Annotated in this window: 19 protein-coding genes; 13 read left to right on the top strand and 6 right to left on the bottom strand. The window is 41.7% G+C overall.

Annotated elements, in window-relative coordinates; genetic code table 11:
• Positions 1-53: 53 nt before the first annotated feature.
• The 4 genes from ACQRBH_RS04330 to ACQRBH_RS04315 all read right to left on the bottom strand — a co-directional run bounded on the left by ACQRBH_RS04330 (position 54) and on the right by ACQRBH_RS04315 (position 3360).
• The gene (locus ACQRBH_RS04330; protein ID WP_427760993.1) at positions 54-791 is read right to left on the bottom strand and encodes an energy-coupling factor ABC transporter ATP-binding protein; all 738 of its coding nucleotides are present in this window, start codon (positions 789-791) and stop codon (positions 54-56) included.
• 63 nt (positions 792-854) lie between these two features.
• Complete coding sequence (gene cbiQ / locus ACQRBH_RS04325; protein ID WP_427760992.1) at positions 855-1664, bottom strand: cobalt ECF transporter T component CbiQ; 810 nt, start codon at positions 1662-1664, stop codon at positions 855-857.
• On the bottom strand, positions 1661-2659 hold the full coding sequence (locus ACQRBH_RS04320; RefSeq protein ID WP_427760991.1) for an energy-coupling factor ABC transporter permease: 999 nt from the start codon (positions 2657-2659) through the stop codon (positions 1661-1663). Before ACQRBH_RS04320 ends, cbiQ begins: the two co-directional genes overlap by 4 nt.
• Positions 2660-2760: 101 nt before the next feature.
• Entirely contained in the window at positions 2761-3360 is a 600-nt protein-coding gene (locus ACQRBH_RS04315; RefSeq protein ID WP_427744551.1) for a TetR/AcrR family transcriptional regulator, read from the bottom strand.
• Positions 3361-3531: 171 nt separating this feature from the next.
• Between ACQRBH_RS04315 and ACQRBH_RS04310 the strand changes: the two genes are divergently transcribed.
• The 7 genes from ACQRBH_RS04310 (at position 3532) to ACQRBH_RS04280 (ending at position 12392) form a co-directional block, all read left to right on the top strand.
• Positions 3532-5604: an efflux RND transporter permease subunit gene (locus ACQRBH_RS04310; protein ID WP_427744552.1), complete on the top strand. Its 2073-nt coding sequence runs from the start codon at positions 3532-3534 to the stop codon at positions 5602-5604.
• 22 nt (positions 5605-5626) lie between these two features.
• Complete coding sequence (locus ACQRBH_RS04305) at positions 5627-7696, top strand: hypothetical protein (RefSeq protein ID WP_427760990.1); 2070 nt, start codon at positions 5627-5629, stop codon at positions 7694-7696.
• Positions 7697-7855: 159 nt separating this feature from the next.
• Entirely contained in the window at positions 7856-8614 is a 759-nt protein-coding gene (locus ACQRBH_RS04300; protein WP_427760989.1) for a class I SAM-dependent DNA methyltransferase, read from the top strand.
• A gap of 30 nt (positions 8615-8644) precedes the next feature.
• The gene (hslO, locus tag ACQRBH_RS04295; RefSeq protein ID WP_235232064.1) at positions 8645-9520 is read left to right on the top strand and encodes an Hsp33 family molecular chaperone HslO; all 876 of its coding nucleotides are present in this window, start codon (positions 8645-8647) and stop codon (positions 9518-9520) included.
• An 18-nt stretch (positions 9521-9538) separates the two neighbouring features.
• Complete coding sequence (locus ACQRBH_RS04290) at positions 9539-11461, top strand: NAD(+) synthase (protein WP_427760988.1); 1923 nt, start codon at positions 9539-9541, stop codon at positions 11459-11461.
• Positions 11462-11503: 42 nt separating this feature from the next.
• Entirely contained in the window at positions 11504-11923 is a 420-nt protein-coding gene (locus ACQRBH_RS04285; RefSeq protein WP_235232066.1) for a C-GCAxxG-C-C family protein, read from the top strand.
• 1 nt (position 11924) lies between these two features.
• Positions 11925-12392, top strand: a complete 468-nt coding sequence (locus tag ACQRBH_RS04280; protein WP_427760987.1) for an HAD family hydrolase — start codon at positions 11925-11927, stop codon at positions 12390-12392.
• 43 nt (positions 12393-12435) lie between these two features.
• Here ACQRBH_RS04280 and ACQRBH_RS04275 read toward each other — a convergent pair whose 3' ends face one another.
• Entirely contained in the window at positions 12436-13137 is a 702-nt protein-coding gene (locus ACQRBH_RS04275) for a S1 RNA-binding domain-containing protein (RefSeq protein WP_235232068.1), read from the bottom strand.
• A gap of 191 nt (positions 13138-13328) precedes the next feature.
• On the opposite strand from ACQRBH_RS04275, the gene ACQRBH_RS04270 reads away from it, so the two are divergent.
• On the top strand, positions 13329-14975 hold the full coding sequence (locus ACQRBH_RS04270) for a putative manganese-dependent inorganic diphosphatase (RefSeq protein ID WP_427760986.1): 1647 nt from the start codon (positions 13329-13331) through the stop codon (positions 14973-14975).
• Positions 14976-15012: 37 nt separating this feature from the next.
• Positions 15013-15597: a flavin reductase family protein gene (locus ACQRBH_RS04265; protein WP_427760985.1), complete on the top strand. Its 585-nt coding sequence runs from the start codon at positions 15013-15015 to the stop codon at positions 15595-15597.
• 46 nt (positions 15598-15643) lie between these two features.
• Here the strand turns inward: ACQRBH_RS04265 and ACQRBH_RS04260 are convergent, their stop codons facing one another.
• On the bottom strand, positions 15644-17026 hold the full coding sequence (locus tag ACQRBH_RS04260) for an MATE family efflux transporter (RefSeq protein WP_427760983.1): 1383 nt from the start codon (positions 17024-17026) through the stop codon (positions 15644-15646).
• 136 nt (positions 17027-17162) lie between these two features.
• Here ACQRBH_RS04260 and ACQRBH_RS04255 point away from each other — a divergent pair, with 136 nt between their 5' ends.
• The 4 genes from ACQRBH_RS04255 to ACQRBH_RS04240 are packed head-to-tail and all read left to right on the top strand — an operon-like array spanning position 17163 to position 20398.
• A complete protein-coding gene (locus ACQRBH_RS04255) occupies positions 17163-17882 on the top strand; it encodes a polysaccharide deacetylase family protein (protein ID WP_427760982.1) in 720 nt (239 codons plus the stop codon).
• Positions 17883-17941: 59 nt separating this feature from the next.
• Complete coding sequence (locus ACQRBH_RS04250; RefSeq protein WP_427760981.1) at positions 17942-18667, top strand: tRNA threonylcarbamoyladenosine dehydratase; 726 nt, start codon at positions 17942-17944, stop codon at positions 18665-18667.
• Positions 18668-19984 (top strand): replication-associated recombination protein A, encoded by a 1317-nt coding sequence (locus tag ACQRBH_RS04245; RefSeq protein ID WP_427760979.1) that lies wholly within the window; start codon positions 18668-18670, stop codon positions 19982-19984.
• A gap of 6 nt (positions 19985-19990) precedes the next feature.
• Positions 19991-20398: a metal-sensing transcriptional repressor gene (locus ACQRBH_RS04240; RefSeq protein ID WP_427760978.1), complete on the top strand. Its 408-nt coding sequence runs from the start codon at positions 19991-19993 to the stop codon at positions 20396-20398.
• The last annotated feature ends 125 nt before the right edge of the window (positions 20399-20523 follow it).

Raw genomic sequence — 20523 nt, 5'->3', positions numbered from 1 at the left:
TCAAAAAGGTACAGGGCATTTTGCAAATGGGGACGTAGTATTTTTACAAAATACTACGTCCCCATTTGCAACGGCAGCTCTAATCCGTTTGCTTCTAACAATTCTTTATTCGACAGGATTTCTTTCGTTGGTCCATCGCAGATGATTCTTCCATTTGCCATTAATATGGTTCGCTCGCAGGTGTCCCAGATCATGTCGAGATCGTGGGATGCGATGATCTTCAGGTGTTCGAAGGAGTTTAGGATATGGATCAGGTTCCTGCGGTTTCTGGGATCCAGTGCGATGGAGGGTTCATCCATCAGGATGATGTCAGGAGTCATGGAGAGGATGGTGGCAATGGATGCCAGTTTTTTCTCGCCGCCGGACAGTTTGTAGATATGCTTATCTTTCAGGTGGCTGATTCCGGTCATCTCGAGGGCTTTTGCAACTCTTCTGTGGACTTCTTCTTCCGGGAGACCATAGTTCCTCGGGGCAAATGCGATATCTTCGTAGATGGTTGACATGAAGAGCTGGCTATCGGAATCTTGAAATACATATCCGATTTTTTCTCGGATCTGAGGAAGAGTTTCTTTTTGTACTGGGATTTCTTCGATGCGGATGCTTCCGTCAAAGTCTAAGTACAGCCCGACAAGTATTTTTAATAGGGTGGATTTGCCGACTCCATTTGCCCCGACCAGGCCGATGGCATCGCTTTCTGAGGCGTGAAATGAGATGTCTTTCAAAATCCGATTTTCTTCTCCAGGCTCATAATTAAAAGATACATTTTTAACGTCAATATGTATGTGACACATAGAATGCAATCCTCCTTGATAGTTATCAAACATGTAATCAAAATATGTACTCAGAATCCATAATTAAAATAGATGACCTATCGCCTGTCCGATTATGACAAGCATTGGAAATCTTCGAAAGAGTAGAATGATGCTCAGCCACAGGAAAAAGGATACAAAGTCCTGAGGTTTCCAGCACACTTTTTCATTTATATAATGAAAGTCTCCGGTATATCCCCTGAGAGTCATACTTTCATATACGTTACTGGCACGATCCATGCTCCGAAGTAACAATTGACCGGTAAGAGAGCCCCAGACTTTAAAGTGAACCCCTTTTTGCTTTGGCGCTCTTAAGGAGTATGCCTGTGTGATGCGGTTCACTTCTTCTAATAAAAGGGAAATGTAGCGGTATGTGAGCAGAATTTGCGTGACCAGAATCTGTGGAATATGAATCAAGCGAAATGCGTAACATAGCTGTTCGATAGAAGTCGTTGCAATCAACAGGTAGGATGCCAGGACACTGAAGACTCCTTTCATCATGAGTGTAATCATAGATAATACTCCGGCATTGATACGAAATGTGCCGATGTACACAGGTATTTTGTCAAAAAATGGATTCAGGATTCCAATCAGGCATATGAGAGGCAGAACGACCCGGAGGCGCTTCAGGCTGTCCTTGAAAGACAAATCAGCCAGTAGAAATGTAGCCAGAGGATAGACGAACATTCCGGCGAGTCCAATGACGTCATATTTTGAAAATGAAACCACGGTTGTAATGTAAAGAACAGTCAGAACAAATTTAACCAGTGGGTGAAGATGGTTCACCCACTGGTCTCTTGATGAAAGTATGTCCATATGATGAATCTCATAGATTGCGTTACCAATTTTGCTCATGATACTCGTTTCTTCCTGAAAAATTTAAATATATAACATGCTCCGACACAGACAACTATAACGACTATGCCGCCTACGATTCCTGCAAATGTTGTTCCAAAAGAAGAATCAGAATCTTTGAAAGCATAATCTGGAAGCAATGCGGTGGCTTCCTGTATGGAACCGGCTTTTTCATAGATATCGCCTTCAGATTCTATTTCCGTAGAACCGGTAATCTTTTCGATGGACCACTCCAGACCATCTGGGTAAGAGGATGCTGACAGAGATAATCCACCGCCGATTACGATTGCAAGAACGGCAAGAATAGTTACCGTCTTTTTAAATGAAAAACGACCTTTGGAGACTGCAGATTCCGCTCCATGATACAGCATCTCAGGACGTGCATCGTGTACAAATACCAGAATGGATGCAGTAATAAGTCCTTCCACAAAACCGATAGCAAGGTGAATCGGCTGCATGGTTGCTGCAAATGTAGTAAATGGAAGCTCCGTTATGCCAGAAACGAGAGTTTCCAGTGTCACACTGAATGCTCCAAGCTGTAGGGTAAGAACACAACCTAAGATGGAGGCAGCAATAATCTTACCTTTTGTAAATCCTTTTTTTATGATTGGCTTCCAGATAAGAAGGGCACCAATGAAACATCCGTAAAATGCCATGTTCCAGACATTACATCCGAGTGCCAGAAGACCGCCGTCTGCAAATAACAGACACTGGATGAGCAACACTCCAATCATGGTGAGGAATCCAGCGTATGGTCCAAGCAACGCTGATAGTAGCATACCTCCGCATAGGTGTCCACTGGAACCAGTGCCCGGAATGGTGAAATTAATCATCTGGGTCGCAAATACGAATGCACCCATTACGCCCATAACGGGAATCTTCTTTGGATCGCTTTCTAATTGTACCTTTTTTACTGAATAAGCTGCTGCTGCTGCGGAACAGGCGTACATAGTTCCTGCCACTGCCGATGAGACCAAAGCATCAGCCATATGCATAGAGAACCGCTCCCTTCACTCTCGAAATAACCTTTGGTGTTAACACTATATTATGTTACCAGGATGAAGGAAAACAAGCCCCCATGGGGGTGAAAAACAGATTATTTGATGCGATGACTTTCGATGATCAGTCTGACGGTACGATATAAGAATGGCTTATATTGCTCGATGGAAAGAGGCTCTTCGTATATGACAGAATTATAGGCAGTAGAACCAGCAAGCTCGATGATCGTAAACAGCATGACATCTATATCTTCATAGGAGTATGCATCCTGCTCGACCATTTTGAGAAAGGCTTCATATAATTCTGTGTCTGAGTCTTCACCGGTCAGCAGTGCAGATTTCAGTGCGCCCATGACAAGATTCTTAGAAATGAAGTTTAAAAGAGATTTGTTATCTTTTAAGGCATCAATGACATGATTAATGATAAAAATCAACTGTTCTTCCAGTCCTTGAACATTGGATGCAGCTAGTGCGAGGTTGGCGGCATGGAATAATTCATGTGTCTTGTGGGCAATGAGTTTATTCTTGATGTCGTATTTGTCTTTAAAATACAGATAGAATGTACCCTTTGCAACGCCTGCTTTTTCTACGATGTCAGAGATAGCAGTAGTATTGAAGCCTTTTGTAGTAAATAATTCATATGCAGTATTAAAAAGTGCATCTTTTTTCTTACGTTTATTTTCGTCAACTTTTCCCATAATCTTTCTCCTTGTTCTTTATTATAAACAGAGTTTTTGGCTGTTGGCAAGAGGTTTATACAAAAAAATGACCAAAAGTCAAAAAATATATTGACTAACAGTCATTTTTGATGTATAGTGCATATCGTAATAAATGACTAATAGTCAAAAAATGAAAAGGAGCAAATGAGTATGGTTAACTTTGGAAAAAAAGTAGTGAAGTACAGAGTGCCGATACTGATCATAAGTATCTTATTGTTGATTCCATCTGTACTGGGGTATGTCAATACCAGGGTCAATTATGATGTTCTTACTTATCTGCCGGATGATATTGAGACTATGCAGGGTCAGGAAATCATGACGGACGATTTCGGGATAGGAGCATTTTCCATGTTTATTGTAGATGGCATGGAAGACAAAGATGTAGCAGCATTGAAAGCAAAGATTGAAAAAGTAGACCATGTGGCAAATGTCCTGTGGTACGATTCCATTGCGGATATATCTATACCAGAGAGCATGCTGCCGGATAATATTTATGAGGTATTTAATTCAGATACAGGAACGATGATGGCAATCTTTTTTGATGAAGGGACATCTTCGGATGGAACAATGGAGGCCATAGAAGAGATTCGATCCATCGCCGGAAAGCAGTGCTTTTTAAGCGGAATGTCTGCAATTGTAACTGATACGAAGAATCTCGCTGAGAAGGAAACGCCGCTTTATGTATTAATCGCAGTGGCTCTTGCATTACTTGTTCTCGGAATTACAATGGATTCCTTCTTTGTGCCGGTACTGTTTCTGTTGAGTATCGGAATGGCAATCTTATATAACCTTGGAAGTAACTATTTCTTAGGGGAAATCTCTTATATTACGAAAGCACTGGCCGCAGTGCTGCAATTAGGAGTAACGATGGACTATTCCATTTTCCTGATGCATAGTTATGAAGAACAGCAGATTCGTTATAACGGTGATAAAGAACGTGCGATGGCACATGCGATTTCGCAGACATTTTCTTCTGTAATCGGAAGTTCTGTCACTACAATCGCAGGATTCATTGCGCTTTGCTTCATGACATTCACACTTGGCCTGGATATCGGTATTGTTATGGTAAAAGGCGTTGTCTTTGGAGTAATTGCCTGTGTTACGGTTCTTCCTTCTCTGATTCTTTGTTGTGACAAATTGATCGAGAAGACGAAGCATAAACCGTTATTGCCGGATATTGGAAAGATATCGGAACGGGTTACCAGACATTATCTTGTATATGTTGCAATTTTCCTGGTGCTTTTATTTCCGGCAATTTACGGAAATAGCCATACGAGCGTTTACTATAACCTGGATGCATCTCTTCCGAAAGATCTGCCAAGTGTTATTGCAAATGAGAAATTAAAAGAAGACTACGATATGAATACGACTCATATGATTCTGGTCGACGGTTCTGTTCCATCTTCAGATGTGAATAAGATGATGAAGGAAATCGATAAGGTAGATGGAGTGAAGTGGGCACTTGGTCTGGATAAACTGGTCGGTCCCGGGATTCCTTCTGATATGCTGCCGGATTCTGTAACCAATATGCTGAAGAATGACAAGTATCAATTATTGTTGGTGAATTCACAGTATAAAGTAGCTTCAGATGAGATTAACGGACAGATTACGGAGATTAATCAAATCTTGGATAAGTATGATAAAGGCGCAATGTTGATCGGTGAAGGACCGCTGACCAATGATCTGATTGAAATTACGGATAAAGATTTTAAGACGGTCAGTGCAGTATCGATTGGAATTATATTCATCATCATATTATTGCTTTTCAAATCCATTTCGCTGCCGATGATACTGGTTGGAGTCATTGAGTTTGCAATCTTTGTAAATATGGGAATTCCGTTCTATACCGGAACGACGCTGCCGTTCGTAGCCTCTATCGTTATCGGAACGATTCAGCTGGGTTCGACGGTGGACTATGCAATCTTGATGACAACAAGGTATAAACGAGAACGAAATCATGGAGCAGGAAAATATGATGCAATTACGACCGCACATCGAGCTTCGGCTCGTTCCATCATGGTAAGCGCATTCAGTTTCTTTGCAGCAACGATAGGGGTAGGATTTTATTCCAATATTGATATGATCAGTTCTCTGTGTGTTCTGATGGCAAGGGGAGCATTGATCAGTATGATCGTGGTTGTATTTGTTCTGCCATCTATGTTTATGGTATTTGATAAGGTAATTGTTAAGACAAGTAAAGACTTTTTGCCGAAAAAGGCGTAGATCTGGTTAGGAGGTAATCTTCATGAAGAATAAGAAAGCAAAAAAAGTAATGGCAGGCTCTATGGCGGTGGTTATAGCAGCAGGACTTGCAGGAACTTGTGGATATTATAATCATGCATCTGAGGTTCAGGCCGAAGAAGATACAGAAGTATTGCAGGAAACGGCAGAACAAGTTCTGGGAGACAGTGATACGGGTAATGATGGAGAATTTTATAAAGAAGAATCCGTTTATGTGAAGGCTGACGCTTCTGGTCATCCAATGAAGACGACAGTTACGGAATGGCTGAAGAATCCAGAAAAAGGAACATTTGAAGATTCGACAGAAATCAATGACATCAAAAATATTAAAGGAGAAGAGAGCTTCAATGAAGGAACGGATGGCTCTTTGCAATGGCAATCTGAGGGAAATGACATTTATTATCAGGGAACGATAGACAAAGAACTACCGGTGGATGTAAAAGTATCCTATAAGTTGGATGGAGAAAGCATTTCCCCAGAGGAACTGGAAGGAAAAGACGGGAAGTTAGAAATTCATTTTGAATATGAGAATAAATCCAAAGAAACGGTAGATGTAGGTGAAGAAAATGTGGAAATGTATACACCGTTTACCATGGTCACAGCGATGATGCTTCCAACGGATGGTTATAAAAATGTGACGATTGATAATGGTAAGATTATTTCAGACGCTGATAAAGATATTATTGTCGGGGTGGCATTCCCGGGACTGGAAGAGAATATGAATCTTCAGAATCTAGATGTAGATATCCCAGATAGTGTAACGATTACGGCCGATGTAGAAGATGCATCAGTGGAACCGACCATTACACTTGCCTCTGCAGAACTTTTGAATGAAATAGATTTGGATAACATCGACAGTTTTGATGATCTGGAAGGCTCCATCGAGCAGTTAGAGGATGCAACCAATCAGTTGGTAGAAGGTTCGAAATCTGCAGCCGATGGGGCGAAAGAACTGGCCGATGGATCTAAGACCTTATCTGACGGTGTGAATATGCTGAATGATAAGAGTGGTGAATTGACAAGTGGAATGAATACTCTGGCAGATGGAGTGAATGCGTATGTAGGCGGAGTAAGCCAGCTCGCAAGTGGAAGTACTTCTGTGGCAAATGGAGCAGCAGCTTTAAAATCTGGTGCACAGACAGCACAGGCAGGCATTTCTTCTGTAAAAGTCGGAGCAGACCAGTTGGTAGCCGGATACACTGGAGTCGGAACAGAAACAGGAGTAGGTGTTGTTACAGCCGCACAGTCAATCAGTGATGGGATTACGCAACTTAATCAAGGGTTGTCTTCGAATGAATCTTTATCCGTAAGCCTGACAGAAGAGCAGAAAGGCCAGATTCAAGTATTGGCCAATGGAATGGCAGCTAGCGCGGCAAATGCAATGCTACAGGCAAATCCAGATGCGTTTGAGGGAAGTGATGATATAAAGAGTCAATATATTGCAAGTCTAAGCGAATGTTATTATCAAGAACTTCTAAAGCATTTTACCAATACTGCGAATGAAGCAGCAAATCAAGCAGTTGCAGGTACAAAAGCACAAATTCAAAATAGTATTGCTCCATTAGTTACAGGAGCGCCAGCACTAGCAACCGGAGTAAATCAATTGTATGCCGGAACTGTAGATTTACAGAATGGTTTAAGCCAGCTCAATGATGGAAGTGCATCATTAGTGCAAGGAACTTCAGACCTGTATGAAGGAGCAGTTGCATTACAACAAGGAGCAGCAAAACTCAATGAAAGAAGCAGCCTGTTATCTACAGGAACACAGTCTCTAAAAGCTGGCGGTTCCCAACTGACGTCCGGCGTTGGCCAGCTTGCAGACGGCGCCGGGCAGGTCGCAGATGGCGCAAGTGCACTGGCAGACGGAAATCAGCAGCTTTCAGATGGTATGGCAGAATATAAAGAATCCGCCATCGATAAATTAATAGAACTATTCAACGGAGATATCCAGAATGTAACATCACGAATTGATGCTATGAAGACATTAAGTCGAAATTACAAATCCTTCGCAGGAATCAAAGATGGTGTCAATGGAAGTACAAAATTCATCATTGAGACAGAAGGAATAGATTAACAAAATAACGCGTTTGGGTACACCGCAAATGACGAATGGGTACACCACATTTTTTAATTGGGGACGTAGACTTTTTTCAAAAGTCTACGTCCCCAATTGTTAAAATGAAGCTCTCATGCTATAATAAGTCCAGTCATATTACGGAAAGGATGGAATATCATGGAGGCTTATACAAGTTTTGCGGCGGTTTATGATACGTTCATGGATAATGTCCCATATGAGGAGTGGGCTGATTATTTGTGGAGATTATTGCAGGAATATGGTATTGCAGATGGACTGGTATTGGAGCTGGGTTGTGGAACAGGCAGTATGACGGAACTTCTGGCATCGAAGGGGTATGATATGATTGGCGTGGATAATTCGGAGGATATGCTGGAGCTTGCGATGGAGAAACGAATAGAGAGTGGACATGATATTCTGTACTTGTTGCAGAATATGCAGGAGTTTGAATTGTATGGTACGGTGAGAGCTGTGGTCAGTGTCTGTGATTCGGTGAATTATGTGACGGATGAGGAGGAGTTGACGGAGGTCTTCCGTCTGGTGAATAACTATCTGGATCCTCAAGGTGTATTTATCTTTGATTTTAATACAGAATATAAGTATCAGGAGATTCTCGGAGAGCAGGTGATTGCGGAAGAACGAGAAGAATGTAGCTTTATTTGGGATAATTATTATGATGAAGAGCAGAAAATCAATGAATATGAACTGACGTTGTTTGTACAGAGTCAGGAAGATCCTGAGTTGTATCGCAAGTACCAGGAGGTTCATTATCAGAGAGCATATACTTTGGAGAGAATAAGGAATTTGATTGAAAAAGCAGGACTTCGTTATGTGACAGCGTATGATGCATACACGAAGGATGCTCCATTGTATACAAGTGAGCGTATCTGTGTGGTAGCACAGGAATGTGGAAAATAAGAAGATTGAAATAAGAAAGGCAGATAGAAAATGAAAGATTATATTGTAAGAGCAACTGCGGCAGACAATCAGATCCGGGCGTTTGCTGCGACAACAACACAGGTGGTGGAGATTGCAAGACAACACCATAATACCAGTCCGGTAGCAACAGCAGCGTTGGGACGTCTCCTGACAGCAGGAGCTATGATGGGAAGCATGATGAAAAATGATACGGATATGTTGACCTTACAGATTCGTGGGGATGGACCGATTCAGGGAATTACAGTTACAGCAGATAGTCATGCCAATGTGAAAGGGTATGTAGGAAATCCGGATGTAGTATTGCCACCTAAAAATGGTAAACTGGATGTTGGCGGAGCTGTTGGAATTGGATTATTGCAAGTTATTAAGGATATGGGACTCAAAGAACCATATTCTGGACAGACGATTCTGGTGTCCAGCGAGATTGCAGAAGACTTGACTTATTATTTCGCTAATTCTGAACAGGTTCCGTCTTCAGTAGGTTTAGGAGTCTTGATGGAGAAGAATAATACCGTTCGTTGTGCCGGTGGATTTATTATTCAGCTTATGCCATTTGCAGAAGAAAAGACGATCAGTCAGTTGGAAGAGAACTTAAAGAATGTGACGTCGGTGACAGCACTTCTGGATCAGGGATATACACCGGAGCAATTGTTGGAAACGTTGCTTGGCAATCTTGGATTGGAGATTACAGATACAGTGCCAACTCAATTCTACTGTAATTGTTCGAAAGAAAGAGTGGAACAGGCTGTGGTCAGTATCGGGCGCAAAGAGATTCAGGAGATGATTGATGACGGAGAGGACATTGAAGTGAAGTGTCATTTCTGCAATACAGCGTATCGATATACGGTAGATGAATTAAAGAATATTATAAAACGAAGTAAATAAAGAGGTGGGGAGAAGAAGATGAGACATGGATTTGTAAAAGTGGCGGCGGCAACTCCAGATATTAAGGTCGCAGATGTAGCATACAATACAGAGCATATCTGTAATCTGATAGATGAGACGGTTCGGGAAGATGCTAAGATTATCGTATTTCCAGAGTTATGTATTACCGGATATACTTGCAGCGATCTATTTATGCAGGATGTTTTGTTAGAAGATGCGCGGCAGGCACTTCATATGATTGCGCAGCATACTGTAGGCAAAGATGCTTTGATATTTGTTGGAGTGCCACTGGCAATAGACGGGGAATTATATAATGTAGCAGCAGCTTTAAATCAAGGAAAGATTCTGGGCTTGACGACTAAGACATTTCTTCCGAATTATGGAGAATTTTATGAGATGCGTCAGTTTCGGCCAGGACCGAAAAAAGCAAGAGAGATTCTGTTTGATGGGGAAATGATTCCGTTTGGTCCTCAGTTGTTGTTTACAGCATCTTCGATGGAGTCGTTAATCGTATCAGCAGAGATCTGCGAAGATGTCTGGTCGCCGATTCCTCCAAGTATTGAAGCTGCAAGAGAGGGGGCGACATTGATCGTTAACTGTTCTGCCAGTGATGAAACGATTGGAAAAGACTCTTATCGCAGAAGTCTGATTGAGGGACAGTCTGCCCGTCTGATCTGCGGATATATTTATGCAAATGCAGGAGAAGGGGAGTCTACAACGGACCTTGTATTTGGTGGACATAATATCATTGCTGAGAATGGAACGATATTGGCTTCCAGTAAACGTTTCCATAATGGGGCAATTTATACAGAGTTGGATATGAAGCGTTTGTTGAGTGAGCGAAGAAAAAATACAACGTTTCAGACGACAGGAGAACGGAAGCTGATGCGTATTCCGTTTGAATTAAAATCCACTGAGACAAAGCTGACCAGAACATTTCCTTCACGCCCGTTTGTACCAAGTGTGCAAAGTGAACGCGCAAGACGCTGTGAAGAGATATTGACAATTCAGGTAATGGGATTGAAAAAAAGGTTGTCTCATGCATGGGCGAAGAGTGCAGTAGTTGGAATCTCCGGGGGCTTGGATTCTACGCTGGCATTGCTGGTTACAGCCAAGGCATTTGATGCGTTGGGGATGGATCGGAAAGGAATCGTAGCTGTGACTATGCCATGTTTTGGAACGACAGACAGAACATATCAGAACGCATGTAAGATGTCACAGAAGTTAGGTGCAACTTTAAGGGAGATTCCAATTGGGGAAGCAGTAAAACAACATTTTAAAGATATCGGACATGATCCAGAAGATCATAGTGTCACTTATGAAAATTCTCAGGCCAGAGAACGTACGCAGGTATTGATGGATGTGGCTAACCAAACCGAAGGAATTGTTATCGGAACTGGTGATATGTCTGAACTTGCTCTTGGATGGGCGACTTACAATGGAGATCATATGTCCATGTATGGTGTTAATGCATCGGTGCCGAAGACATTGGTAAGACATCTGGTACATTATTATGCAGATACTTGTGAAGATGAAGACCTTAAGGTTGTTCTCTATGATGTGTTGGATACACCAGTAAGTCCAGAACTTCTTCCTCCAAAAGATGGTAAGATTGCGCAGAAGACGGAAGATCTGGTGGGACCATATGAATTGCATGATTTCTTCTTATATTATCTGCTTCGGTTTGGGTATGAGCCAAGTAAGATTTATCGAATTGCCAGATATGCTTTTGGAGGAGAGTATGATGATGTAACGATATACAAGTGGTTGGAAACTTTCTGTCGCAGATTCTTTACGCAACAGTTTAAGCGTTCATGTCTGCCGGATGGACCAAAAGTTGGAACGGTAGCGTTATCTCCACGAGGAGACTGGAGGATGCCAAGTGATGCCTGTGTGGCAAACTGGCTACGTGATCTGGAGCAGATGAAGCCTGAAAAATAGGGAAACTATGATTTGGATTCTGAGATAAAGGGAGAAGAAAAAATGGAAGCGAAGAAAGAAATTGCAGTACAGAATTTCAAAAAAGGCTATAATTGCTGTCAGGCAGTTGCCTGCGCATATTGCGAAGAACTGGGCGTTAAGAAAGAAGATATGTTCAGAATGACGGAAGGATTTGGTCTGGGTATGGGAGGTCTGAAAGATACTTGCGGTGCAGTGACAGGAATGTTCTTGATTATCAGCCTTGCGAACAGTGCCGGGGATATGGAAAAACCATTGGCGACCAAGATGGATACTTACGCGAAGTTCCGCGAAGCAGCAGAAAAGTTCCGTGAAAAGAATCGTTCGATTTACTGCAGAGATCTGAAAAATATGGAGGGCCCTCAGCCATTGGTATGCTGTACACAATGTGTTGAAGATGCGGCGGCATTGGTGGATGAATATTTTAGGGAGAAGCAGAAGTAGTATGAGAATTGAAATTCCAGGATATAAAGTATTAACACTGGATTATCTGGTTCTGGATTATAATGGAACGATTGCAACGGATGGAAAAATTCCAGAAGATGTAAAAGAGAAGATTAGATGTCTGGCAGAATTCTTTAAGATATACATTCTGACAGCAGACACCCATGGAACTGCCAGTCAGATGTGTGAGGATATTCCAGTTACAATTATGACATTTTCCGGGGATGATGCGATGAAAGAAAAGCTTCGTATTGTCACAGAATTGGGCGCGAAACATTGCATTGCAATTGGGAATGGGCGAAATGACTGTCAGATGTGTGCTGTTAGTGGCCTGTCCATTGCGGTGACAGACCGGGAAGGAATGTACGGAAAGCTGATTCTGGAAGCAGATATCTGTGTTACTTCTATTTTAGATGCCTTGGAATTGTTCGAATATCCCAAACGTTTGATCGCAACCTTACGGGGATAGAGAAAAAGAGGACAGAGAGAATTCTCCTGTCCTCTTTTTGGAATTATAATTTGATGTTCTTGAAGAGATCTCCCAGGCTGGTTCCAATGTTTTCAGACTTTGGAATGACAACTTTTTCTTCTGGTTCCTCCTGAACTTCTTCTAAGGCTTTCATGCTCAAACTAATCTTACCGTCTTTCACACCGATGATTTTAACGGTCACTTCATCGCCTTCATTCAATACATCTTTTGGTGATTTTACACGTTTCTGGCTAATCTGGGAAACGTGAACCAGTCCGGACAGTCCGTCTTCCAGACGAACAAATGCTCCATAGTTTTGAAGACTTTCTACTTTGCCGGTAACAACACTGCCAACTTTTACATTAGCAATCTTTTCTTCCATAGCCTTTTTCTCTTTTTCTTTCAATATCTCACGTGCAGACAGTACCAGACGGTTGTTAGCCTGGTCAACATCAATGACTTTCACTTCGATATCTTTTAACAGGTAGCTTTCCAGATCTTCAATATAAGATAAGGATAATCTTGAAGCAGGGATGAATCCACGAAGTCCTTCTACCATCGCAATAGCACCGCCATTGACGATTCCTTCGATTTTCACAGGAAGCACCGTGCCTTTTTCCATGTAAGATTCTACAAGATTCCAAGGGTTTGCATCATCAAAGTGATCTTCCAGATCTGCCATGGTCTCTGCTGCAGCATCAGCAACAGGTTCTGTTGTTGTTTCTCGTAATAATTCTTCGCTCATTGTAAAATTCCCTTTCTATATATCGAGACTCTACGTTCTCACATGATATGTTCAGTATAGCATAAAACCAGGGAGATGTTCAAAGAAAAAAACAGAAGAACCAAGAATTTATGGTTGACGAAAGTAAGAAAAAATGGCACTCTTACTATGGGAAGCAAAATAAAATGAATAAAAACTAAGGATGTGAATATATGGGAAAGAAAGCAGGAAAGGTATATGTAGTAGGACATAAGAATCCAGATACTGATTCTATCTGTTCTGCAATTGCATATGCACACCTGAAAAAACAGCTGACTGGCAATGAATATGTGGCTAGAAGAGCCGGACAGATAAATGAAGAGACGCATTATGTTCTAAAGAAGTTTAAAGTGGATCCACCGGATTTGTTGTCCAACGTGAAATTGCAGGTAAAGGATATGGATATCCATAAGATGGAAGGTGTGGAACCAAATGTATCCATTAAAGATACCTGGGCAAAGATGAAGGAACAGAATGTCAAGACACTTCCGATTCTGAAGGACGAGGAATTGGTGGGTGTGATTTCTACCGGAGATATTGCAACTTCTTATATGGAAGTCTATGATAATCGAATTTTGTCTTCAGCAAAAACACAGTATCGTAATATTGTAAAGACTTTAGATGGAACGTTAATTACCGGAAATGAACATGGATATTTTACCAAAGGGAAAGTAACGATTGCAGCATCCAATCCAGATCTGATGGAAGAATTTATTGAAAAAGATGATCTGGTTATTCTGGGAAACCGTTATGAATCTCAGAGTTGTGCGATGGACATTGACGCAAGCTGTCTGGTAGTCTGCCAGGGAGCAGAAGTATCGGAAGAATTGATTCAACGTGCAGAAGAACAGAGTATTGTGATTATTAGCACTCCGCATGATACATTTACGGCAGCACGTCTGATCAATCAAAGTATTCCGGTTAAGCATTTTATGACAAAGACACCACTGGTTACTTTCCAGATGAATGATTATGTGGAAGATATCAAGGAAGTCATGACAAAAAAGAAATTCCGTGATTTCCCAATCCTTGATCGTCATGGACGTTTTAAAGGTCTGATATCCAGACGTCGTTTTATGGATGTCAGCAAAAAGAAAGTTATTCTGGTAGATCATAACGAAAAATCTCAGGCGGTCGATGGAATTGAAGAGGCTGAGATCGTTGAGATTATAGACCATCACAGACTGGGAAGTATCGAGACGATGGGGCCTGTATTTTTCCGTAACCAGCCAGTAGGATGTACGGCAACAATCGTATGTCAGATGTATGAGGAATCTGGTGTGAAGATTACGCCAACGATTGCTGGACTATTGTGTGCAGCAATTATTTCCGATACATTGCTGTTCCGTTCACCAACCTGTACGAAAGTCGATGAAAAGGCGGCGAAGAAGCTTTCCAAGATTGCAGGCATTGATATGGAACAGATGGCTGGAGAAATGTTCAAAGCAGGAAGTAATCTTCAGGGTAAAACTGCGGATGAGATCTGTTTCCAGGATTTCAAACAGTTTACGGTAAATGATACAGTGTTTGGAGTGGGTCAGATCAATTCTATGAATAAAGAAGAATTGGCAGAAATCCGGGAAATTATAGAGCCACATCTGCCGAAGGTGTTAGAAGAACAGAATCTGCAGATGATTTATTTTATGCTGACGGATATTCTGGATGAATCTACGGAATTAATCTGCTGTGGCAACAATGCCAAAGAGTATATTATTGATGCATTTGATTTAAAAGGGGGTACAGACAAGATTATATTAAAGGGAGTGGTATCCAGAAAGAAGCAGTTGATTCCAACGTTGGTAGGTGCTTTGCAGCAATAAAACAGCACTCAAAACTAAAAACAGTGAGGGATGAGATATGGGAAGACAGATATGGAGACCTGGCAATATGTTATATCCCCTTCCGGCAGTCATGGTAAGTGCGGCAGACCGTGAAGGAAATTCTAATATCCTGACGGTTGCATGGACAGGAACCATCTGCTCAGATCCTGCGATGTTATATATATCCGTAAGGCCGGAACGCTATTCATACCACATGATCAAAGAAACCGGAGAGTTTGTAGTGAATCTGACTACGGAGAAACTGGCCTATGCTACAGACTGGTGTGGGGTGAGATCAGGAAGAGATGTGGACAAATGGAAAGAAATGAAGCTCACAAAAGGGAAGGCAGAAAAGCTGGAGTATGCTCCGATTATTCAGGAAAGCCCGGTCAATATTGAGTGTAAAGTAACGGAAGTAAAGGAACTGGGATCACATCATATGTTTCTGGCAGAAGTGAAGGCTGTCCAGGTGGATGAAAAATATATGAAGAAAAATGGAAAGTTTGAATTGAATTCTACAGGACTTCTGACATATTCACATGGAGAATACTTGAGTCTGGGAACATCTTTGGGAACATTTGGATGGAGTGTCAGGAAAAAAGAAATGAAGAAAAAGAAATAAAATGCAGGAACGGGACGATAGAGATACATATCGTCCCGTTTGGTGTTTATTCATCTAAAGGTTTGATTTTCTGAAGATAGATATGGCGAAGCAGGATTGTAGACAGAATGACGGAGACAATCTCTGCAATCGGAATCGCCCACCATATTGCAGAAAGCCCGAATAATCTTGCAAATGTATAAGCGACCGGAAGAATCACAAAAAGTTGTCTGGCCGCAGATACGATCAAACTATAGATTCCATTTCCCAGTGCCTGGAATACGGAACCTGCAATGATACAATATCCGGCAAACAGGAAGCTGAGGCTGATAATCCGAAGCGCCGGTACGCCGATTGCCAGCATATTTTCTGAGGCATCGAACAGATTCCTAAGCAGAAAATCAGGAAGTGTCTGGAAGATTATGAGTCCAATCAGCATAATGGATATGGCAATCAGAACACTGAGTTGAATTGTCCGAATGATTCTTTTCTTATTTCTGGCACCATAATTATAGGCAATGATCGGAATCATGCCGTTATTCAGACCAAAGACAGGCATGAAAATAAAACTTTGTAATTTAAAATATACGCCGAATACAGCAGCAGCTGTTGAAGAAAAAATCAAAAGGATTTTATTCATGCCGAAAGTCATGACAGAACCGATTGCCTGCATGATAATAGAAGGGATTCCGACTTCGTAGATGGTCTTAATGGTCTGTAGATGCGGACGAAATCCTTTCAGGCTTATATTAATTTCCTTATTTTTTCTGATATTAAAGTAAAAAGACATGAATACAGCTGTAATCTGTCCGATAATTGTAGCAATGGCAGCACCTGCAACTTCTAATCTTGGGAATCCAAACCAGCCGAAGATCAGAATTGGATCCAGAATGATATTGATAATAGCTCCAGTGCCCTGGGTCATCATATTGTAAATGGTCTTTCCGGTAGACTGCAATAGCCGCTCTGAAGTAATCTGAAGGAAAATGCCGGCGGAACATAACGTAATAATGGTCAGGTATTGTGTACCATAGGTAATAATCTTTGTGTTATCTGTCTGAATTGTGAAGAAAAAGTGTGAGCCAATTCCGCCAAGCATGGCAAAGATGATACAACTTACGATACCAAGAAAAAGTCCGTTTTTAGCGGCATTATTAGCCCCGGTATAATTCTTTTCGCCGAGATTTCTGGAAAGAAGGGCATTGATTCCCACACCAGTTCCAGATGCAACAGCAATCATCAGAGACTGGATTGGGAAAGCGAGAGATACAGCAGTCAGAGCCTCTTCATTTAACTGCGCTACGAACATACTGTCAATTACATTATAAAGTGCCTGCACCAGCATAGAGATCATCATGGGCAGCGACATGTTGATTAATAATTTTGGAACCGCCATGGTTCCCATCTTGTTCTCCTGTACGGGAGTATCTTTTGTCTTAGTGTCTGACATTATAGAACCTCCTTGTAGACCTGAAACGTAGTGCTTATAGCATAGCATTAACATATATAGAATGCAATGAATCACATACCAGTTTCTGATGAAACATATAAATTAAAGAAAGAATAGATAGACGGGGTAATGTTTCGTGAAGAAAATTAGGCATTATAAGATAAAAATTCTGTGTGGATTGCTTTATACATTTTGCCTGCTCCAGATTTTGGGGATTTCGGTGTACTATGAAGAGAAAAAAGAAAGTGTGACAAAGTTGGATGATGCAATTGCCTTTGTCAGTTCCTCTATGGTAGAAGAGCCGCCGAAGATAGCGATTACATTTGACGATGGCCCAAGCAGTCAATGTACGGGAAGATTGCTAGACGGATTAAAGGAGAGAAATGTAAAGGCTACATTTTTCCTGATCGGAGAGAATGCCAAAGAGAATCCTGAACTGGTGAAACGACTGGATGAAGAGGGGCATCTGATCGGGAATCATACGTATCATCATGTAGAGATTACAAAGGTTTCTGATGAAGAAGCAAAAAAGGAAATTCTGGATACAAATGAAGTAATCACATCAATTACTGGAAAATCAGTGGAATATATGCGGCCGCCGTTTGGCCTGTGGCAACGTAATCTGGAGATGGAGATCGAGGTTCTTCCGGTCATGTGGACCATAGATCCTCTGGACTGGACGACGGAAAACGTAGATGAAATAGTAAATAAAGTAGTGACGGAAGCAGAAGAAAATGATATTATTTTGTTACATGATTGTTATGATTCCAGTGTGGATGCCGCACTTCGAATCATTGATATCCTGCAGAAAAAAGGATTTGAATTTGTAACAGTGGATCAATTAATTATGAATTAAAAGATCTGTCAGACCAAAGAATAAGAATATAAAAAAACAGACGGAACAGGAAGAAGAATATGGCGGTTCATGAATTTTCCAGAACGGAATTATTAATAGGAGAAGAAGGATTACAGAGATTAAGACATGCAACGGTGATGATACTCGGCGTCGGCGGGGTCGGGTCCCATTGTATCGAGGCGCTTGCAAGAAGCGGTGTGGGAAAGCTGATCCTGGTGGACAATGATACGGTGTCTCTGACCAATATTAACCGGCAGTCCATTGCATATCACAGCACAGTCGGACGATATAAAACCCGTGTGATGAAAGAGAGGATTGTAGATATCTGTCCACAGACGGAAGTGATTACTTATGAAATGTTCGTATTGCCTGAGAATATGGAGCAGATTTTTGAACAGAGACCAGATTATATTATTGATGCGATTGATACGGTCACAGCTAAGATCGCGCTGGTTGAAAAAGCTCTGGAATTGGATATTCCGATTATCAGCAGTATGGGAACAGGAAATAAACTCCATGGGGAGCTGTTTGAGATTACGGATATCAGCAAGACCAGTGTCTGCCCATTATGCAAAGTAATGCGTAAAGAATTGCGTGCCAGAGGGATTTATCATCTGAAAGTCGTGTATTCCAGGGAGAAGTCGATAGATGTGTCACAAGGAACGACGGACGAAGAGAAAGGAAGCAGAAGGTCATTGCCGGGAAGTGTGTCATTTGTTCCTCCAATCGCAGGACTTCTGCTTGCCGGTGAAGTGATCCGAGAGCTGATGGAAGAGGTGGAATAGATGGATTTATTTGATTATGTCAGAGAAAAAAATATGGATAAGGAAGCACCGCTTGCTTCCAGAATGCGTCCCACAACTTTGGAAGAAGTAGTGGGACAACAGCATATTATCGGAAAAGGGAAGCTTTTATATCGTGCGATTAAGGCAGATAAGTTAAGTTCCATTATATTTTATGGTCCTCCGGGAACCGGCAAGACAACACTTGCAAAGGTGATTGCACATACGACCAGTGCAGAATTTACCCAGATCAATGCCACAGTAGCCGGAAAAAAAGATATGGAAGAAGTTGTACTTAAAGCAAAAGAGATGCTGGGCATGTATCAGAGAAAGACGATTCTGTTTGTAGATGAGATTCATCGTTTTAACAAAGGGCAGCAGGATTATCTGCTTCCGTTTGTGGAAGACGGAACGATTATTCTCATTGGAGCAACGACAGAGAATCCATATTTTGAGGTAAATGGAGCGCTGATTTCTAGGTCAAGTATCTTTGAGTTATATCCGCTGGAGAAAGAAGATATTAAGACATTACTGCGTCGGGCAGTCTATGATGTAGAAAAAGGAATGGGAAGCTATGGTGCGGTAATTGAGGAGGATGCTTTGGAATTCCTGGCAGATGTCTCCGGGGGAGACGCAAGAAACGCACTGAATGCAGTGGAGTTGGGAATCTTGACGACGGAGAGAAATGGCGACGGAAAGATCCATCTTACACTGGATGTGGCTTCGGAATGTATCCAGAAGCGTGTGGTACGTTATGATAAGACGGGAGATAATCATTACGATACGATTTCCGCATTTATTAAAAGTATGCGGGGATCTGATCCGGATGCGGCGGTGTATTATCTGGCCAAAATGCTGTATGCAGGAGAAGATATTAAATTTATTGCAAGAAGGATTATGATCTGCGCTTCGGAAGATGTGGGAAATGCAGATCCTATGGCACTTACTGTGGCAGTATCAGCAGCCCAGGCCGTGGAACGGGTTGGAATGCCGGAGGCCCAGATTATTCTGTCTCAGGCAGTGTTGTATGTGGCAACGGCACCGAAAAGTAATTCTGCCTGCAATGCCATCTTCAGTGCAATGGAGAATGTAAAATCCCACAAGACAACGGTTCCGCCGCATTTGCAGGATGCTCACTATAAAGGCTCTCAAAACCTTGGACATGGAATCGGATATAAATATGCACATGATTATCCGGATCATTATGTAAAGCAGCAATATCTTCCAGATGAGATTCAGGATGCAAAATTCTATGAGCCAAGCGATAATGGACATGAAAAAGAGATCAAAGACTGGATGAAGTACCTTCGAAAGGAATGAGAAATAATGATACAAGATGAATATACAGATTCCCAGAGTTTGATTTCCGGCAGGGAAGAGATAGACCATGCATATCTTCATGAGCATGGAATAGAACATTGCCATGAACATAGTCATAGCCATGAGCATATGCATGACCATGGTCATGTTCATAGTCCGGAAGAGAAAAAAGCAGTGATAAACCGTCTGTCAAAAGCCATTGGCCATCTGGAAGCAGTCAAGCGTATGGTCGAAAAGGACGCAGACTGCAGTGACGTTCTGATCCAATTGGCAGCAGTACGTTCTGCCATCAATAATACCGGAAAAGTAGTACTGAAAAACCACTTGAATCACTGTATTGTAGAAGCAGTAGAAGAAAATGATATGGAAGCCATTGAACGCCTGAATCAGGCAATCGATAAATTTATGAAGTAGTGTCGTTTTGCAGTTGGCGAAAACGGTTGATGACGATGCGGAGGAATCCTTTTTGGTTGGAAAAGTTTGGCGATTGGGAATGTCAGGCGCAGGGATAGAATCAATCTATCCCTGCGCCTGACATT

Origin of the sequence: Bariatricus sp. SGI.161 (assembly GCF_050313695.1) — a bacterium.
Classification (GTDB): domain Bacteria; phylum Bacillota; class Clostridia; order Lachnospirales; family Lachnospiraceae; genus JAFBIX01.
Note: the sequence above shows the minus strand (reverse complement) of the source record. Positions and strands in the feature narration are given on the sequence as shown.

What these genes read in the sequence shown, in the direction of transcription:
- ACQRBH_RS04330 (WP_427760993.1), bottom strand. Translation starts at nt 791, where the DNA reads ATGTGTCACATACATATTGACGTTAAAAATGTATCTTTTAATTATGAG.
- cbiQ (WP_427760992.1), bottom strand. Translation starts at nt 1,664, where the DNA reads ATGAGCAAAATTGGTAACGCAATCTATGAGATTCATCATATGGACATA.
- ACQRBH_RS04320 (WP_427760991.1), bottom strand. Translation starts at nt 2,659, where the DNA reads ATGCATATGGCTGATGCTTTGGTCTCATCGGCAGTGGCAGGAACTATG.
- ACQRBH_RS04315 (WP_427744551.1), bottom strand. Translation starts at nt 3,360, where the DNA reads ATGGGAAAAGTTGACGAAAATAAACGTAAGAAAAAAGATGCACTTTTT.
- ACQRBH_RS04310 (WP_427744552.1), top strand. Translation starts at nt 3,532, where the DNA reads ATGGTTAACTTTGGAAAAAAAGTAGTGAAGTACAGAGTGCCGATACTG.
- ACQRBH_RS04305 (WP_427760990.1), top strand. Translation starts at nt 5,627, where the DNA reads ATGAAGAATAAGAAAGCAAAAAAAGTAATGGCAGGCTCTATGGCGGTG.
- ACQRBH_RS04300 (WP_427760989.1), top strand. Translation starts at nt 7,856, where the DNA reads ATGGAGGCTTATACAAGTTTTGCGGCGGTTTATGATACGTTCATGGAT.
- hslO (WP_235232064.1), top strand. Translation starts at nt 8,645, where the DNA reads ATGAAAGATTATATTGTAAGAGCAACTGCGGCAGACAATCAGATCCGG.
- ACQRBH_RS04290 (WP_427760988.1), top strand. Translation starts at nt 9,539, where the DNA reads ATGAGACATGGATTTGTAAAAGTGGCGGCGGCAACTCCAGATATTAAG.
- ACQRBH_RS04285 (WP_235232066.1), top strand. Translation starts at nt 11,504, where the DNA reads ATGGAAGCGAAGAAAGAAATTGCAGTACAGAATTTCAAAAAAGGCTAT.
- ACQRBH_RS04280 (WP_427760987.1), top strand. Translation starts at nt 11,925, where the DNA reads ATGAGAATTGAAATTCCAGGATATAAAGTATTAACACTGGATTATCTG.
- ACQRBH_RS04275 (WP_235232068.1), bottom strand. Translation starts at nt 13,137, where the DNA reads ATGAGCGAAGAATTATTACGAGAAACAACAACAGAACCTGTTGCTGAT.
- ACQRBH_RS04270 (WP_427760986.1), top strand. Translation starts at nt 13,329, where the DNA reads ATGGGAAAGAAAGCAGGAAAGGTATATGTAGTAGGACATAAGAATCCA.
- ACQRBH_RS04265 (WP_427760985.1), top strand. Translation starts at nt 15,013, where the DNA reads ATGGGAAGACAGATATGGAGACCTGGCAATATGTTATATCCCCTTCCG.
- ACQRBH_RS04260 (WP_427760983.1), bottom strand. Translation starts at nt 17,026, where the DNA reads ATGTCAGACACTAAGACAAAAGATACTCCCGTACAGGAGAACAAGATG.
- ACQRBH_RS04250 (WP_427760981.1), top strand. Translation starts at nt 17,942, where the DNA reads ATGGCGGTTCATGAATTTTCCAGAACGGAATTATTAATAGGAGAAGAA.
- ACQRBH_RS04245 (WP_427760979.1), top strand. Translation starts at nt 18,668, where the DNA reads ATGGATTTATTTGATTATGTCAGAGAAAAAAATATGGATAAGGAAGCA.
- ACQRBH_RS04240 (WP_427760978.1), top strand. Translation starts at nt 19,991, where the DNA reads ATGATACAAGATGAATATACAGATTCCCAGAGTTTGATTTCCGGCAGG.